The 14497-nt window shown below is 73.7% G+C and carries 17 protein-coding genes and 1 pseudogene; 11 read left to right on the top strand and 7 right to left on the bottom strand.

What is annotated here, in order from left to right; translation table 11 throughout:
- The first annotated feature begins 35 nt into the window (after window positions 1-35).
- From EKH77_RS33275 to EKH77_RS31785, 3 genes are all read left to right on the top strand, one after another.
- Window positions 36-188 carry a hypothetical protein gene (locus EKH77_RS33275; RefSeq protein WP_164737929.1) on the top strand — a complete coding sequence of 51 codons (153 nt, stop codon included), beginning with the start codon at window positions 36-38 and terminating at the stop codon, window positions 186-188.
- The gene (locus EKH77_RS31790; protein WP_126917629.1) at window positions 175-1527 is read left to right on the top strand and encodes an amidase; all 1353 of its coding nucleotides are present in this window, start codon (window positions 175-177) and stop codon (window positions 1525-1527) included. Before EKH77_RS33275 ends, EKH77_RS31790 begins: the two co-directional genes overlap by 14 nt.
- Window positions 1528-1603: 76 nt before the next feature.
- On the top strand, window positions 1604-2170 hold the full coding sequence (locus tag EKH77_RS31785) for a TetR/AcrR family transcriptional regulator (protein WP_126917628.1): 567 nt from the start codon (window positions 1604-1606) through the stop codon (window positions 2168-2170).
- Here EKH77_RS31785 and EKH77_RS31780 read toward each other — a convergent pair.
- The 3 genes from EKH77_RS31780 to EKH77_RS31770 all read right to left on the bottom strand — a co-directional run bounded on the left by EKH77_RS31780 (window position 2146) and on the right by EKH77_RS31770 (window position 3849).
- Window positions 2146-2385: a hypothetical protein gene (locus EKH77_RS31780; RefSeq protein ID WP_126917627.1), complete on the bottom strand. Its 240-nt coding sequence runs from the start codon at window positions 2383-2385 to the stop codon at window positions 2146-2148. The two genes, EKH77_RS31785 and EKH77_RS31780, sit on opposite strands and share 25 nt — an antisense overlap.
- Window positions 2386-2660: 275 nt before the next feature.
- A complete protein-coding gene (locus EKH77_RS31775; protein ID WP_126917626.1) occupies window positions 2661-3026 on the bottom strand; it encodes a hypothetical protein in 366 nt (121 codons plus the stop codon).
- Window positions 3027-3210: 184 nt separating this feature from the next.
- Complete coding sequence (locus EKH77_RS31770) at window positions 3211-3849, bottom strand: DUF1707 SHOCT-like domain-containing protein (protein WP_126917625.1); 639 nt, start codon at window positions 3847-3849, stop codon at window positions 3211-3213.
- Window positions 3850-3991: 142 nt separating this feature from the next.
- Here EKH77_RS31770 and EKH77_RS31765 point away from each other — a divergent pair, with 142 nt between their 5' ends.
- Window positions 3992-4534 (top strand): KR domain-containing protein, encoded by a 543-nt coding sequence (locus EKH77_RS31765; RefSeq protein ID WP_126917624.1) that lies wholly within the window; start codon window positions 3992-3994, stop codon window positions 4532-4534.
- A 400-nt stretch (window positions 4535-4934) separates the two neighbouring features.
- On the opposite strand, the gene EKH77_RS31760 is transcribed toward EKH77_RS31765, so the two are convergent.
- Window positions 4935-6263 carry a hypothetical protein gene (locus EKH77_RS31760; RefSeq protein ID WP_126917623.1) on the bottom strand — a complete coding sequence of 443 codons (1329 nt, stop codon included), beginning with the start codon at window positions 6261-6263 and terminating at the stop codon, window positions 4935-4937.
- A 149-nt stretch (window positions 6264-6412) separates the two neighbouring features.
- Between EKH77_RS31760 and EKH77_RS31755 the strand changes: the two genes are divergently transcribed.
- Genes EKH77_RS31755 through EKH77_RS31745 form a run of 3 tightly spaced genes read left to right on the top strand, consistent with a single transcriptional unit; the run spans window position 6413 to window position 9218 of the window.
- On the top strand, window positions 6413-6628 hold the full coding sequence (locus tag EKH77_RS31755; RefSeq protein ID WP_126917622.1) for a ferredoxin: 216 nt from the start codon (window positions 6413-6415) through the stop codon (window positions 6626-6628).
- Window positions 6618-7985, top strand: a complete 1368-nt coding sequence (locus tag EKH77_RS31750; protein ID WP_126917621.1) for an NAD(P)/FAD-dependent oxidoreductase — start codon at window positions 6618-6620, stop codon at window positions 7983-7985. Before EKH77_RS31755 ends, EKH77_RS31750 begins: the two co-directional genes overlap by 11 nt.
- A gap of 15 nt (window positions 7986-8000) precedes the next feature.
- Window positions 8001-9218, top strand: a complete 1218-nt coding sequence (locus tag EKH77_RS31745) for a cytochrome P450 (protein ID WP_126917620.1) — start codon at window positions 8001-8003, stop codon at window positions 9216-9218.
- Window positions 9219-9246: 28 nt separating this feature from the next.
- On the opposite strand, the gene EKH77_RS31740 is transcribed toward EKH77_RS31745, so the two are convergent.
- Entirely contained in the window at window positions 9247-9693 is a 447-nt protein-coding gene (locus EKH77_RS31740; protein ID WP_240667650.1) for a pyridoxamine 5'-phosphate oxidase family protein, read from the bottom strand.
- 179 nt (window positions 9694-9872) lie between these two features.
- Between EKH77_RS31740 and ctaD the strand changes: the two genes are divergently transcribed.
- The 4 genes from ctaD to EKH77_RS31720 all read left to right on the top strand — a co-directional run bounded on the left by ctaD (window position 9873) and on the right by EKH77_RS31720 (window position 13156).
- The gene (gene ctaD / locus EKH77_RS31735) at window positions 9873-11558 is read left to right on the top strand and encodes an aa3-type cytochrome oxidase subunit I (protein WP_240667649.1); all 1686 of its coding nucleotides are present in this window, start codon (window positions 9873-9875) and stop codon (window positions 11556-11558) included.
- Between the two features lie 27 nt (window positions 11559-11585).
- Window positions 11586-11846, top strand: a complete 261-nt coding sequence (locus tag EKH77_RS31730) for a hypothetical protein (protein WP_126917619.1) — start codon at window positions 11586-11588, stop codon at window positions 11844-11846.
- Window positions 11847-11939: 93 nt separating this feature from the next.
- Window positions 11940-12911 (top strand): SDR family NAD(P)-dependent oxidoreductase, encoded by a 972-nt coding sequence (locus EKH77_RS31725; RefSeq protein WP_126917618.1) that lies wholly within the window; start codon window positions 11940-11942, stop codon window positions 12909-12911.
- A 2-nt stretch (window positions 12912-12913) separates the two neighbouring features.
- Window positions 12914-13156 (top strand): Rho termination factor N-terminal domain-containing protein, encoded by a 243-nt coding sequence (locus tag EKH77_RS31720; protein ID WP_240667648.1) that lies wholly within the window; start codon window positions 12914-12916, stop codon window positions 13154-13156.
- A 9-nt stretch (window positions 13157-13165) separates the two neighbouring features.
- Here EKH77_RS31720 and EKH77_RS33270 read toward each other — a convergent pair whose 3' ends face one another.
- Complete coding sequence (locus EKH77_RS33270; protein WP_164737928.1) at window positions 13166-13333, bottom strand: hypothetical protein; 168 nt, start codon at window positions 13331-13333, stop codon at window positions 13166-13168.
- A 227-nt stretch (window positions 13334-13560) separates the two neighbouring features.
- Window positions 13561-14418: pseudogene (locus tag EKH77_RS31715) on the bottom strand (glycosyltransferase family 2 protein); the annotation flags it as partial.
- Window positions 14419-14497 lie beyond the last annotated feature (79 nt).

The raw sequence follows: 14497 nt of genomic DNA, 5'->3' as shown, positions 1-14497 counted from the left end.
AAGAATGAGCTTTTGAGCGAGAGGCCGAACGCCCCATGATCACCTCAGAGGAACACGAAGCCGCCGTGGCCGCCACGGCCCGGCACATCCGGAACGTGATCGGCACCCTGCGGGAACTGGACCTGGGCACGACCGCGCCCGCCGCGGCGTACCACCCGGGAGAGGAGCGGACCGATGGAACCGTATGAGCTGAGCCTCGCCGAGGCGGCCGGGGCGATCGCGGCCGGCGGGCTCTCGCCGACCGAGCTGACCGGCTCCGTCCTCGCCCGGATCGACGCGGTGGAGCCGCGCCTGAACGCCTACGTCGAGGTCCTCGCGGACGCCGCGCGGCGCGACGCGGCGGCCGCCGAGCGGGAGATCGCTGCGGGGCGGCGACGGGGCCCGTTGCACGGCGTCCCCATGGCCCTCAAGGACCTGATCGACGTGGCGGGGCTGCCGACCACGGCCAGTTCCCGGGTGCGGGAGCACCATGTGGCGGAGCGGGACAGTACCGTCGCCGCCCGTCTCGCGGAGGCCGGCGCCGTCCTGCTGGGCAAGACCCACACCCACGAGTTCGCCTATGGGCTCACGACCCCTCAGACGCGGAACGCCCGGGCCGCCGACCGGGTGGCGGGCGGTTCCAGCGGGGGCTCGGCGGTGGCGGTCGCCGCCGGGACGGCCACGTTCGCCCTGGGCACGGACACCGGCGGCTCCATCCGGGTCCCGGCGGCGCTGAACGGAGTGGTGGGGCTGAAGCCGACGTACGGGCTCGTCCCCGTCGACGGGGTGGTCCCGCTCTCCTGGTCCCTGGACCACGTCGGCCCCCTCACCCGCACCGTGGGCGACGCCGGGCTCGTGCTCGCCGCGCTGACCGGGCGCGAGGCGCCCGCGCCGGGCGGTGTGGCGGGGGTACGGGTGGGCGTCCCGCGCAACCACTACTTCGAGCGGGTCACGCCCGAGGCGGCGAAGGCGGTACGGGCGGCGACGGCGCGCCTGGCGGATCTCGGGGCGCGGCTCGTGGACGTGGAGATCCCCATGGCCGACCACATCCAGGGCACGCAGTGGGGGCTGATGGTGCCGGAGGCGTCCTCCGTGCACGAGGAGACCCTGCGTACATCCCTGGAGCTGTACACGCCGGACGTCCGCCTGCTGCTGGAGGCCGGCGAACACGTCCTGGCCGGCGACTACCTGCGGGCCCAGCGCGCCCGCGCCCTCATGCGACAGGAGTGGGCGCGGCTCTTCGCCGAGGTGGACGTGGTCGCGGCGCCGACCGTGCCCATGGTCGCGGCCCGTGCCGACCAGCCGGCCGTGGCATGGCCGGACGGCACCATCGAGACCGTGTCCGACGCCTACGTGCGGCTGTCCGCCCCGGCGAACATCACCGGCGCGCCCGCGCTGTCCCTGCCGGTCGGCGTCGACGGCGCCGGGCTGCCCATCGGGATGCAGCTCATCGGGCGGCCGTTCGGCGAGGCGACGGTCCTGGATGTCGGCCGGGCCGTCGAGGAGGCCTACGCGAGTCTCGCGCGGCCCGCTCCGCTCGCGGCCTGACCCACCGCCCGGCCCGATGACCCGGCCCGATACCCCGCCCACCTTCACGCAATGATTGTGCGTTAAGGTGGGTGGTATGAGCGCCAGACCAGCCGTCCGCCCCGGCGGACGCAGCGCCCGCGTCCAGGAGTCGGTGCACCGGGCCGTACGCGAGCTCCAGGCGGAAGGGGCCGCTCTCACCGTGCCGCTCGTCGCGGCACGGGCGGGAGTGACCCCGTCGACCGTCTACCGCCGCTGGGGCGATCTTCAGGAGCTGCTCTCGGACGTGGCGGTCGAGCGGCTGCGCCCCGACGCGCCCCCGGCGGACCACGGGAACCTGCGCGCGGATCTGGAGCACTGGGCCTCGGCGTTCCTGGAGGAGATGTCGTCCCCGGCCGGCCGGTCCTACATCCGGGACGCCCTCGCGGGCGACCCGGAGGGGCCCAACGCCGGGCGGTGCTCCGCGTACGCGCGCGAACAGGTCGAGGCGGTCCTGTCCCGCGCCGCGCGGCGCGGCGAGCACGTGCCGGAGGCCGAGACGGTGATGGACCACGTCGTCGCCCCGATGATGTACCGCGTCCTCTTCCGCCCAGGTCCGCTCGACGCGGCCTACGCCCGGGAGCTGGTCGCCACCGTCTTCTACCGGCTCATGCCGTTGCCGTAACGGATGCGGCCCCGGTGCCTGTTGGGGCGGACACCGGGCCCGTCGGCGGGGTTGTGCGTCTCGGCCACCGGGTCGGAACCACCGCCACCCGGCTGGGTCTTGCCGCCGCCTCGGCCCTGGCCGTCCTTGCCCGGGCCCGGCTGGTGGTCGGCCTCGTCGTCCGAGCCGCAGTCCATGTGGGTGTGGGTGTCGGTGTCCGAGTGGGCGTCATTCATGTCCGAGCCGGTGTCGGAGTCGCTGTCCGACCCGTGGTCCGCGCCCGGCCCGCTGTCGTGGTGGTCGGAACCCGACGGAGCCGAGGGACCCGGGAGCGAGGGAAGCCGCGGGAGCGGCGGGAGCGGCGGGAGCGGCGGCGGAACCGGCAGCGGTGGGATGACCGGAGGCCCGGAGCGCGCCCGGCTGCTGGCTGAGATCCCGCGATCGGGCGACCGGACGGGACGCGCAGCGGCGGCGCCGGGGACCTGACCTGAGGGCAGGGCGGTCAGGGCGGTCAGGGCCCACCGGAACCCGGCGTCCCGTGCGCGGCCCCCTCCGTGACCGTGACGGTCATCCGCTCGGAGACGCTCCACCGGCCATCGGCGCGGCCGACGACATAGCTGACCCGAACCGTGCCCGGCGCGGGCCACGGGAGGTGGAAGAGGGTGCTCGCCCCCACCGCTGAGGCGGCGACGAGCCGGGTGTCGACCAGTGAAGTGCGCAGGACCCCAGTGTCCCAGCGCAGGCACACCTCGTCCCCGGCCGACATGCCCGCATACGGGCCGACGCGTACGACGAGCGGCGCCGCGCCGTCGAGTGCCGTGATCGCGCCGTTCCTCGCGCCGTTCACCTCGGGCGGCGCGAGCGGCTTCTCGTCCATCCTTCAGGACCTCCTAAGGACGCCGCCGTCCGTCCGCCGGGCGGCGGCGGCGGACCCGGCCCCGGCCCCGGAGCCATCGTCCCCTGCCCGGCCGCTCCGTACACGTCCTGTTTGCCCTGAGTCCATGCCCCCGTAAGCGGAGTCGTCGCGGACGCACCGCCGCCGCGACCACCGGGAAGCGCGACTACCGAGAGGTGAGTGCCTTCGACTCGCGCTCCAGCCGGCGCCGCTCCCTCCCCTTCGGGTGGCGGACGACGACGCCGGCCATGCCGCCGGTGCCGGTGACGCGGAGGAGCGGGGCGTCCGGGGCGTGGTCGGGGGTGGTCCTGTCCGTGACTCCGCCGAGGCCGGGCTCAATGCCGCTGGTCTCGGCGGCCCAGTCGTCGGGTATGACGACCGTGACGCCCGCCATCTGGCCATGGATCTCCAGGTCGACGGCACGCGACGGGCACTCGGCCCGGGTGAGGTCGAGGACGACTCCGCCCAGGCCACCGTGGGCGGTCACCCGAGACGGGACCGTCCACGGGCCCTTGCGGACGACACCGTGCAGACCGCCCTTGAGGACCAGCGGGCGGTCCTCCACCAGCTCCCGCACCGAGCCAGCCGCACCTCCACGGCCCGCGCCCTGGAGATCGGCCGTCAGTACGGCCAGCTCGCCGTGCGTCTTCGCGTCGAGCGCCCGCTCGAGTCGCTCGTCCAGCTCGTGGAAGTCGATGCGGCCCTCGACCGCGGCCTGTTGAAGGCGCCGCACGACCGTCTCGCGGTCGGCGTGGGACGCGCGCTGTTCGCCCCAGGGGGCGGCTTCCGGGAACCCTGTCGTCATGGCTACGAGCCTAGGGACGGCGCCTGCCCGGCCGACCCCGGGAAGCCCCTGGGGCGACCCTGATCCCGACCCCTACGGGACCCGTCCACCGTCGTGTCCGCCGTAGAGTGAGGGTGCCGGGCCGCGGTCCAAGGGGGAAGCCATGGCAAGGAGCCACAGCGAGTTGCTGCGCGCGCTGCCCGTCGCGCTGAAGCAGCACGCCGCGCGCCGTGGCGGGAACACCGCCTACGAGGACGCGCTGGAGCGGAGCGGGGCGTGCGTGGACGTCCTCGCGTGCGACGTCACCGACCGTGCCCGGCTGACGGACGTCGTCGCCCAGTACGCCGCCGCGCTCACGACCGTCGTCCACGCGGCCGGTGTGCTGGACGACGGCATCCTGGAAGCCCTCACGCCCGAACGGCTGGAGGTCGTGCTCCGGCCGAAGGCGGACGCGGCCTGCTCGACGCCCTCGCCCACCACCGCGCCGCCCTCGGCCTACCGGCGCTGTCCCTCGCCTGGGGCCCGTGGGGCGGGGACGACGGAATGGCGGCCACGCGAGCCGGCCGCGTCGGCAGGGCGGCGCTGGAGAGAGCGAACAGGGCAGACAGGGCGGGCGGGGTGCTGCGGCCGATGCCTCCCGCCCGGGCGTTGGACCTGTTCGACACCGCCCTGGCCACGGACGGCCCTGTGCTCGCGCCGCTCCTGATCGCCCCACCGCGCATCGGCGAGGCCCCCGGCCGGGTCCCGCCGCTCCTGCGGGAGCCGCGGCGCCCGGCCCGCCCGACCGCGCACTTCCCAGCCGACGGCAGCCACGGCCACGGCTACGGCTACGGCTACGGACACGGACACGGAGACGACCACGGCTCCGACGCGACCCCTGCCATGGCATGGCGGCATCGGCTCCGCGCGTTGCCGGACGACGCCGGGCGGAAGTCGGCGCTGCTGGAACTGGTCCGTGCGGAGATCGCCGAGGTGCTCGCCCACCCCGACGGGTCGGCCGTGGCACCCGACCGGCTCTTCCCTGGAGCGGGGTTCCGGCTCCCTCACAGGGGTGCTGCTGCGCAACCGGCTGAGCGCGTGCACGGGGCTGGCCCTGTCCGTGACCGTCATCTTCGATCGTCCGAGCGCGCGGGAGCCGGCGGGTCATCCGCACGAGGAGCTGCGCCGGGACGGGGCCTTCCCGCCGCCGCTCTCTTGAGCAGCTCGTTCACCGATCCGGTGAAGCGGGGGCCCTCGACGAGGCGGCAGCCGATGGTCCAGGCGCCGGGGTCGTCCCCCAAGTGGTGATCGGCCGCCTCCGTGACGGCCCGGGCCAGCCGCATCGCGCCCTGCTGGTCCTGAGCGGTGATCACGCACTGCCGCGGGTGCCATCGCGCGATACCGGGCAGCCCGGCGGCGTCGCGCAGTACGAGGTCCGCGGGGTGGGCCAGATCGAGGATGTCGTCGACGCCGACGCCGTCCCAGGCCGTGTACGAGAAGGCTGCCGCGAGGGAGCGGTCCGGCCGCATCGGCAGGGCGCGCAGCAGGTGCAGTCCGGTGGGCCGGTCGGAGAGGAGCCGGGACCAGACGAACGAGTCGGTCCACCGGCCGGCGACCAGGGCGCGCAGCTCCGCCGGGCACCGGGGGTGGGTCACGAGCTCGGCCGCCTGTCGGCGCAGGTCCGGGCTGTCGGCGTCCAGCGACCGCCGGACGGCGTCCCAGTCGAGGTCGATCCACCGCTCGTCGGGCTCGGGGTCGGGCTCCACGGCGTACTGGCCGAAGAGGTGGTCGCGGCGGCGCCGGTCGTCCGCGAGGGCGTCGCGCAGGGCCCGCGCGGTGTCTTCGCGCGTGGCGGTACCGAAGGCGGGGCGGACCTCGTCCAGGAGTGCCCGGTCGCCTGCCGCCACCACGTGGGCGAGCAGGTCGTAGCGGCCGGCGCGCGCCAGCAGCAGGCCGGCGGCCAGTTGTTCGCCGGCGTCCAGATGGATGCGGTCGCGCTCGTAGCCGGGGGCGGGCCCGTCGGGCAGCAGGGCGCGCAGGCGCAGCAGTGGATGTCCGGCCAGCAGGAAATCGCGGGGGAAGGGGGCGTCGGCGAAGGGCCAGGCGGCTTCGCCGTCCCGCCAGGCCGTCAGGAACGGGGGCAGGTCGGGGCGGGCGAAGAGCGCGGACGAGCCGGGGCTGACGAGCGTGGTCGGGCGGGCCCACGCCTGCCGGGGGTCCCACAGCAGGCCCTCGAACGAGTCCCGTCCCCGTTCCGCCCGCTCGCTGTCCTCGGCCGCCGTCCGCGCGTCGCGGCGTATGGCGCGGCTCTTCGCCCACAGGCCCTCGGGCAGCCGGTCGCCGGGCAGCCGGCCATTGGGCGTGGTGAGCAGTCGCAGCCGTGCGGCGACCTCCTTCAGGAGCTCGTACGAGCCCGCGTAGTAGAGCAGTGACGGAATCCGGGCGGTGGCAGGCATGTGCCCACGCTAGCCGGGGGGTTCGGCCCCGTCGTACCCGCGTCGTTCCCCCGTCGTACCCCGGACGGAGCAGCGTCCTCTGGCGCCGGGCCCCGGGCGGGCATAGGAAGGGGTGGGCGGTCGACGGCGTGCCAGGAGGAGCTGACCGGATGCAGATCGTGGTCGATCTCAATCGGTGCCAGGGGTACGCCCAATGCGTGTTCCTCGCCCCGCAGGTGTTCGAACTGCACGGTGAGGAGGCCCTGCTGTACGTGCCCACGGTGCCGGAGGGCCAGGACGGGCATGTGCGGCGGGCCGCCGCGGCCTGCCCGGTGCAGGCCATCACGGTCGGCGAGCAGGCGGGGGGCGACGCCGGTGTCGGGTGAGAGGCGGGACGGGCGGATCGTCATCGTCGGGGCTTCGCTGGCCGGGCTGCGCGCGGCCGAGGCGCTCCGCGACGGGGGGTTCGAGGGCGAGCTGACCCTGGTCGGGGACGAGCCGCGGCGGCCCTACGACCGGCCGCCGCTGTCCAAACAGGTGCTGCTCGGCAAGGCGGGCGCCCAGGATTGCGGGCTGCCGGGCCGCCGTGAGCTGGACGCGCGGTGGAAGCTCGGCGTGGCCGCCGCCGGGCTCGACCCGACGAGCAAGAACGTGCTGCTCGCCGACGGGGAGCGGCTGCCCTACGACCGGCTGCTGATCGCCACCGGCACCCGCGCCCGGCCCTGGCCGAACCCCGACGAGGCCGCGCTGGAGGGCGTCTTCACGGTCCGTACCAGCGACGACGCGGGCCGCCTCGCCGCGGCCCTGGACGCCGGGCCCCGGCGGGTCCTGGTCATCGGCGCCGGGTTCACCGGCTCCGAAGTGGCCTCGGCCTGCCGGGAGCGCGGCCTGGAGGTGACCGTCGCCGAGCGCGGCCGGGCACCCCTGATCGGCGCGCTGGGCGGCACGGTCGGCGACTGGGCCACGAAGCTCCAGCGCGCCCACGGCGTCGACCTGCGCTGCGGCGTCACGGTCACCACCCTCACCAGCGCCAATGGGCGGCTCACCGGCGCCGAGTTCTCCGACGGCGGCCGGATCGAGGCCGACGTCGCCGTGGTCTGCCTGGGCGCGGTCCGCAACACCGAGTGGCTGGCCGACACCGGCCTCGCGGCCGGCCCCCGCGGCGTGGCCTGCGACGCGGGCTGCCGCGTCTTCACCATGTACGGCATCGTCACGGACGACGTCTTCGTCGCCGGTGACGTGGCCCGCTTCCCCCACCCGCTGTTCGAGTACCAGATGGTCGCCCTCGAGCACTGGGGCAACGCGGTGGCCCAGGCCGAGGTGGCCGCCCACAACATGATCAGCCCCGGTCCGCTGCGCCGGCCCCACCTGGCCGTACCGACGTTCTGGTCCAGCCAGTTCGGCCTCAACATCAAGTCGGTGGGCGTGCCGACCTTCTCCGACCAGGTCGTCATCGCCCAGGGCTCGACGGACGAACGCCGGCTGGTGGCGGTGTACGGCTATCGCGGGCGCGTCACGGCCGCCGTGACCGTCAACCGGGCCAAGTGGCTGGAGCACTACCAGCGTCTGATCGAGACCGCCGCCCCGTTCCCGCCCGGCCCCGGCGCCGCCGACCACCTCGCGGACCGCGAACCCGTCCCCTCCGACGTGCCCGATCCCCGGATGCTCACCCACGGCCCGACCGTCGCCCTCACCGGGCACCTGCCCGACCGCCGCCTGACCCTGATCCGGCCCGCCGGCTGACACAGGAGCCCGTCCATGTCCTCCGAGACCCTCTTCCGCCGGATCACCGACTACGCCCACCGCCCCGACCCCTACCCCCGCTACGCCGAGCTCCGCGAGCACGGCGTGGCACGGCAGGAGGACGGCAAGTACCTGGTGGGCACGTACCACGAGATCGCCGCGCTGCTCCACGACCCGAGGGTCAGCTCCGACGTGCGCAACCGCACCGAGCCCGACCCGGACCTCCTGCCGCAGGAGGGACTGCCGCCCGCCTTCATCGGGCGCGACGACCCCGAGCACGACCGCCTGCGCCGCCTGGCCATGCGACCCTTCGGCCCGCCCCACTCCCCCGGCCGGGTCGACGCGCTGCGCGGCGACATCGCCCGCGTCGCCGGGGAGCTGGCGGACGGGCTGCGGGACAAGGAGCGCTTCGACCTCGTCGAGGACTTCGCCTTCCCGCTCCCGGTCACCGTCATCTGCGACCTGCTCGGCGTACCGTCCGAGGACATCGCCCAGGTCCACACCTGGGCCGACACGGTCGTCTCGGGGCTCGACTTCACCCCCGGCGAGGACCCGGGGCCCCGCCGGCGCGCCGCGCACGAGGCGCGGACGGCGATGGGCCTGTACCTCGGCGGGCTCGCCGAGCAGCGGCGTCGTCGCCCCACCGACGACATGCTCTCCGCCCTGGCCAACGAGAGCGGCCCCGACGGGCTGCTCACCCAGGAGGAGCTGATGGTCACCACCGTCCTGCTCCTGATCGCCGGGCACGAGACCACCGTCAACCTCATCACCAACGGCATGCTCACCCTCCTCCGCAACCCCGAGGCCCTCGAACGGCTGCGTGCCGAGCCCGAGCTGATGCCGGTCGCCGTGGAGGAGCTGCTGCGCTTCGAACCTCCCGTGCAGTTCCTGCCCCAGCGCACCCCGCTGGCGGACATCGAGGTCGCGGGGGTCACCATCCCCAAGGGCGTCCCGCTGGTCCTCGTCCTCGCCTCCGGCAACCGTGACCCGCTGCGCTTCCGCGACGCCGACCGTTTCGTCCCCGACCGCGAGGACAACGTCCACTTCGGCTTCGGCAGCGGCGTCCACAACTGTTTCGGCGCGCCCCTGGCCCGGCTGGAGACGCAGATCGCCCTCACCACACTGATCGACCGCCTCGGGAACCCCCGGCTGCTGGAGGATCCGCCGGAGTACCGCAGCAGCCCCGTCCTGCGCGGCCCGCGCCACCTGCCGCTCGCGCAGGAGCCGCGCTGACCCTCCCCACGTCCTCGACCACCCACGATCAGCGCTCTGGCCGCCCATCTGTCGTCGTCCGTGAGGTGATGCGACAGCCCGTGACCAGATCGAGGCTGATGCTGACCGTATGGGTCATGTCGCCGCCGATCCAGGGTTCGAGGGCCTCGTGGTAGCGCTGCTGGAGGTCCGGATCCCGGACGAGGCGGGCCTCGCCCGTCACCACCACGCTCCACCCGGTGCGCCGCTCGGTGTCGAACTCGTCGGCTTCGTACGCCACCACCGCCCCGTCGCGTGCCGGACCGAGCAGGGCGGCGCCGGTGTGGGCTCGGATGATGACGCGGTCGTCGAGGAGGACGTGGTTGACGGGACGGACGGCGGGCAGTGCCTGATGGCTGAAGACCAGTCGGCCGATCTTCGCGCCCTTCAGCAGTCCGAGCGCCTCGTACCGGGAGAGCGATTCGGTGATACGGGCCATGTCTGTGATACGGGCCATGTCCTCAAGTAGACCCAATCGCCGGTCGGGCTCCTAGGGCTGAACGGTCCCGGACCAGGGCCCCTCGGCCGCCCACGTCGGGGCCCACGGCCCTGTCGGCCGCCCGCCGGGGCGGCCGATCATGATCCCGTCATTGACCGGAAATCGTGTGGAGTTGGTGGTCCGTGGACGGTATCGGCATGGGAGCGGACGAGAGGACCGGGGAGCGGCGCGCGCCGGTGGCCGGCGCGGATCCCGCCCGGAGTCCCCTGGGTTCGGTGGTGGACTGGCTCACCACCACGGACCACAAGAGGATCGGGACGCTCTATCTGGTGTCGGCGTTCGCCTTCTTCGTCATCGGCGGCCTGATGGCGCTGCTGATGCGCGCCGAGCTGGCCCGTCCGGGCACGCAGATCATGTCGAACGAGCAGTTCAACCAGGCCTTCACGATGCACGGGTCGGTCATGCTGCTGCTGTTCGCCATGCCGCTGTTCACGGGTTTCGCCAACTGGCTGATGCCGCTGCAGATCGGCGCGCCGGACGTGGCGTTCCCGCGGCTGAACATGCTCGCTTTCTGGCTCTTCCTCTTCGGCTCGCTGATCGCGGCGGCCGGGTTCCTCACGCCGCAGGGGGCGGCGGACTTCGGCTGGTTCGCTTACGCGCCGCTGTCGGACGCGAACCACTCCCCCGGTGTCGGCGCCGATATGTGGATCATGGGGGTGGCCCTGTCGGGATTCGGCAGCATTCTGGGCGCGGTCAATTTCATCACCACCATCATCGGAATGCGCGCGCCGGGTATGACGATGTTCCGCATGCCGATCTTCACGTGGAACGTGCTGCTGACCGCCGTGCTCATCCTGCTCGTGTTCCCCGTGCTGGCGGCGGCGCTGCTCGCCCTGGAGATGGACCGGAAGTTCGGCTCGCACGTCTTCGACTCCGCCAACGGCGGGGCGCTGCTCTGGCAGCACCTGTTCTGGTTCTTCGGCCACCCGGAGGTGTACGTACTGGCCCTGCCGTTCTTCGGCATCGTCTCCGAGGTCGTGCCGGTGTTCTCCCGGAAGCCGATGTTCGGTTACTGGGGCCTGATCGCGGCGACGATTTCCATCGCCGGTCTTTCCGTGACCGTGTGGGCACACCACATGTATGTCACCGGCGGAGTGCTCCTGCCGTTCTTCTCGTTCATGACCTTCCTGATCGCGGTCCCGACCGGGGTGAAGTTCTTCAACTGGATCGGCACGATGTGGAAGGGGTCGCTGTCCTTCGAGACCCCGATGCTGTGGGTCACCGGATTCCTGCTCACCTTCGTCTTCGGCGGGCTGACGGGCGTGATCCTCGCGGCGCCGCCGCTCGACTTCCACGTCTCGGATACGTATTTCGTCGTGGCCCACTTCCACTACACGCTCTTCGGCACCGTCGTGTACGCCATGTTCGCTGGGTTCCATTTCTGGTGGCCCAAATTCACCGGCAAGATGCTCGACGAGCGGCTCGGCAAGATCACTTTCTGGACGCTCACCGTGGGCTTCCACACCACGTTCCTGGTGCAGCACTGGCTGGGCGCCGAGGGCATGCCGCGCCGCTACGCGGACTACCTCGCCTCCGACGGTTTCACGACGCTGAACACCGTCTCGTCCATCGGCTCGTTCCTGCTGGGCCTGTCGATCCTGCCGTTCTTCTACAACATCTGGAAGACCGCCAAGTACGGGAAGAAGGTCGAGGTCGACGACCCGTGGGGCTACGGCCGCTCGCTGGAGTGGGCCACCTCCTGTCCGCCGCCGCGGCACAACTTCACCTCGCTGCCGCGCGTCCGCTCCGAGTCCCCGGCGTTCGACCTCCACCACCCGGACGCCACCCCGGACGTCGCCTCGGGCATCGCCTCGCACGTCTGACCGCCGTCGCGCCCCGAGGGGAGAGAGATGTCGAACCTGGTCCTGGCCCTGGCCGCGGCGGCCCTCACCGTCGCCGGAACCGTCTGGTACCTGCCGGCCGTGGCGGAGCTGCGGGCCGGTGCCGACCGGCCGTTGTCCCGGCGGGTCTCGGCGGCCGGGTGCCTCACCGGATGGGGCGCCTGCGCGGGCGCCGTCCCGCTGCTCCTGGCACCGCCGTGGCTCCCCCACCTGGAGCGCCTGCTGTCGCGGGCCGCCACCGACACGGACTCCCGGCCCGCCACCGCGTGATCGGTGCACGACCGCCGGGAAGCACGACCGGCCCACCCGGAGGAGACTGGAAAAGGGGCGCGCAGGAGGTGAATCCCCAGCGGAGAGGACGCGATGGCTGTGCACCGCGAAGGACGGCTGGACGGGCAGGCGGCACTGGTCACCGGATCCTCGCGCGGCCTGGGCCTGCTCATCGCGCGGGAACTGGCCCGCCGGGGCTGTTCCGTGATGCTGTGCGCCCGTGACGCGGCGGAACTGAAGCGGGCCGAGGCGTTCGTCCGCGAGAGCTGCGGGAACGGCACGCGGGTGCGTTCGGTCACGGCGGACGTGACCGGGCCCGGTGTCGCCCTGGAACTGGTGGACGCCACCACGGAGGCGTTCGGCGGCCTTGACGTGCTGGTCAACAACGCCGGCGTGATCCAGGTGGGGCCGCTTGGCGCCATGACCGAGGACGACTTCCGCTCCGCCATGGAGACCATGTACTTCGCCCCGCTGCGGCTGACCCTCGCCGCGCTGGAGGGCATGCGCGAGCGCGGCCACGGCCGGATCGTGAACATCTCCTCGGTCGGCGGCCGCATCCCCGCGCCCCACCTGCTGCCCTACGACGCCGCGAAGTTCGCCGCCGCCGGGTTGTCCCAGGGGTTGCGGGCGGAACTGGCGCAGGAGGGCATCAGCGTGACGACCGTGCTGCCGGGGCTGATGCGCACCGGCTCGCACCGGGGCGCGCGCTTCAGCGGTCAGGCGGGGCGCGAGTACGCGTGGTTCGCGGCCGCGGCGGCACTGCCTCTGCTGTCGATGGACGCCGAGCGGGCCGCGCGGGCGATCGTCCGCGCCGCCGAGCGCGGCCGGCCGGAGCTGGTGCTGACTGCCCTGGCCAAGGTGGGCGTGCGACTGCACGGCGTGGCGCCGGCTACGACGACCCGCGCGCTGTCGCTGGCCGCACGGCTGCTGCCCGGCCCCGGGCCGGACCCGCGGCACCTCGTGCCCGGGCACGAGGCCGCCCGTGAGACGGGCTCGGCGGCGCTGGGACGGCTGACGGTCCTCAACGACCGCGCCGCCGACCGTTACAACCAGCACGCCGCCTGAAGGTGGGCGACCACTGGCAGCCCAAGGAGCACGGGCGCAAGGGTCTGTCGGACGAGCGGGCGCGGCTCCCGCGCGGCGTCAGCGACAAGTCGGCCGAGGGCGTGGACACGCAGGCCACGAAGCGTCATCTGCGGGAGGTGGCCAAGGAGTTGCACGTCGAGGGCCGCTCGCACATGGACAAGGGTGAGCTCGTCGACGCGATCCGCAAGGCCAACGCGCGGGCGACCGCCGAGGCCCGTCGCTGAGGCCTCGACTCACGTCTTGCGGGGGTGCTGCTTGCGCGGGGAGTCCTCGTCGTGTTCCAGCGCCTCGGGGTCCCGCCATTCCTCCGATCGCGTCATGCGGCCCGTGCGGGCCTGGTGCTCCATCGCCTTCTTCAGCTCGTCGTCCTTCTTGGGGCCGTGCTTGCTGCTGCGCTCCATGACCACACCGTTCCTTGTCCAGGACCGTTCCTTGTCCAGGGGTGCCGGGGGCTTCCCTCTTCCCCAGCCTAGGCGGCGCCTGCCCGGGCGGCGCGGCGGCGAAACGGGCCGGCGGCCGGCAGGTCGAGGGTGCGCAGCAGGTTCATCGCGGCGGTTGTGGGTGATGACGACGACGGTCGTCCGGTCATCGGCCATGGCGGTCTCCGGCACTCGGGCGGGCGGGCCGTCAGCATCCGGATGTCGGCCTCGAGGCCGGGTGGCAGCGGGCGGCGGCGCGCGAGGGCGGCCGGGAGACGGGCCAGGGTCTCGGTCAGGGCCGCGCGGGTCTCGGGGTCCCGGTGGGCCGTCGCGGCGACGGCGAGGGTGAGGCGCAGGGCGACGGGCAGGGGGCGGCGCAGCCAGGCGGTGAGCAGTTCGTTGCGCAGCTGGCGGGTGCGGCGGCCGGCCTTCGGCGGGCCGGTGCCGGGGTGGTGGTGGGCGACGACGTCGGGGCAGTGGGCCACTCCCCAGCCGTGGGCGGCCAGGTCGTAGGCGAGGATACCCTCCTCGCCTCCGAAGAACAGGACGGGGTGGAAGCCGCCCGCCCGTAGGTAGGCCTCGCGGCGGACGACGGCGGCGCAGGCGAGGAAGCCGAGGACGCTGGGTCCGGGCAGGTCGGGGTCGCGGCCGAGCGGGGAGCGGGCCAGCACGTCGTTGAGGGGGTCGGGCTCCTCGCCCGGGCCGACGAGCGTGCGGGCGGCGAGCAGGCCCAGGCGGGGGTGGTCGCGCATGAGGCGGGCGGCGCGCGGGCCAGGGCGCCGGGTGCCCACCACGAGTCGTCGTCGCTGAAGGCCACGAGGGGCGTGGTCAGGCTCAGCACGCCGTGGGTCCGGGCGGGGCGCCTTCGTTGCGGGACAGGCGCAGCAGGCGGACGTGGGGGAAGCGGGCGCGGACCATGGCGGCGGTGCCGTCGGTGGAGGCGTTGTCGACCACGACGATCTCGGGTTCTCGGGGAGGGCGGTGAGCCGGCCGAGGGTGGTGGCGAGCCGGTCGGCGCGGTCGCGGGTGGCGACGACGACGCCGACGGAGGGGTGACCGGCGGTCACGGAACGCCTCCGGCCGGGGGTCCCGCCCGCTCGTGCCGTTCCGGCTCCGGACGCCGCATGAGGGGCTGCTCCTTCCCGC

Origin of the sequence: Streptomyces luteoverticillatus (assembly GCF_003970715.1) — a bacterium.
Lineage (GTDB): Bacteria > Actinomycetota > Actinomycetes > Streptomycetales > Streptomycetaceae > Streptomyces > Streptomyces abikoensis.
The sequence above is the reverse complement of the archived record's forward strand: the minus strand, read 5'-3'. Positions and strand labels throughout refer to the sequence as shown.

What these genes read in the sequence shown, in the direction of transcription:
- EKH77_RS33270 (WP_164737928.1), bottom strand. Translation starts at nt 13,333, where the DNA reads ATGGAGCGCAGCAGCAAGCACGGCCCCAAGAAGGACGACGAGCTGAAG.
- EKH77_RS31770 (WP_126917625.1), bottom strand. Translation starts at nt 3,849, where the DNA reads ATGACGACAGGGTTCCCGGAAGCCGCCCCCTGGGGCGAACAGCGCGCG.
- EKH77_RS31790 (WP_126917629.1), top strand. Translation starts at nt 175, where the DNA reads ATGGAACCGTATGAGCTGAGCCTCGCCGAGGCGGCCGGGGCGATCGCG.
- EKH77_RS31775 (WP_126917626.1), bottom strand. Translation starts at nt 3,026, where the DNA reads ATGGACGAGAAGCCGCTCGCGCCGCCCGAGGTGAACGGCGCGAGGAAC.
- EKH77_RS31760 (WP_126917623.1), bottom strand. Translation starts at nt 6,263, where the DNA reads ATGCCTGCCACCGCCCGGATTCCGTCACTGCTCTACTACGCGGGCTCG.
- EKH77_RS31730 (WP_126917619.1), top strand. Translation starts at nt 11,586, where the DNA reads ATGTCGAACCTGGTCCTGGCCCTGGCCGCGGCGGCCCTCACCGTCGCC.
- ctaD (WP_240667649.1), top strand. Translation starts at nt 9,873, where the DNA reads ATGGGAGCGGACGAGAGGACCGGGGAGCGGCGCGCGCCGGTGGCCGGC.
- EKH77_RS31765 (WP_126917624.1), top strand. Translation starts at nt 3,992, where the DNA reads ATGGCAAGGAGCCACAGCGAGTTGCTGCGCGCGCTGCCCGTCGCGCTG.
- EKH77_RS31745 (WP_126917620.1), top strand. Translation starts at nt 8,001, where the DNA reads ATGTCCTCCGAGACCCTCTTCCGCCGGATCACCGACTACGCCCACCGC.
- EKH77_RS31785 (WP_126917628.1), top strand. Translation starts at nt 1,604, where the DNA reads ATGAGCGCCAGACCAGCCGTCCGCCCCGGCGGACGCAGCGCCCGCGTC.
- EKH77_RS31725 (WP_126917618.1), top strand. Translation starts at nt 11,940, where the DNA reads ATGGCTGTGCACCGCGAAGGACGGCTGGACGGGCAGGCGGCACTGGTC.
- EKH77_RS31755 (WP_126917622.1), top strand. Translation starts at nt 6,413, where the DNA reads ATGCAGATCGTGGTCGATCTCAATCGGTGCCAGGGGTACGCCCAATGC.
- EKH77_RS33275 (WP_164737929.1), top strand. Translation starts at nt 36, where the DNA reads ATGATCACCTCAGAGGAACACGAAGCCGCCGTGGCCGCCACGGCCCGG.
- EKH77_RS31740 (WP_240667650.1), bottom strand. Translation starts at nt 9,693, where the DNA reads ATGGCCCGTATCACAGACATGGCCCGTATCACCGAATCGCTCTCCCGG.
- EKH77_RS31780 (WP_126917627.1), bottom strand. Translation starts at nt 2,385, where the DNA reads ATGAATGACGCCCACTCGGACACCGACACCCACACCCACATGGACTGC.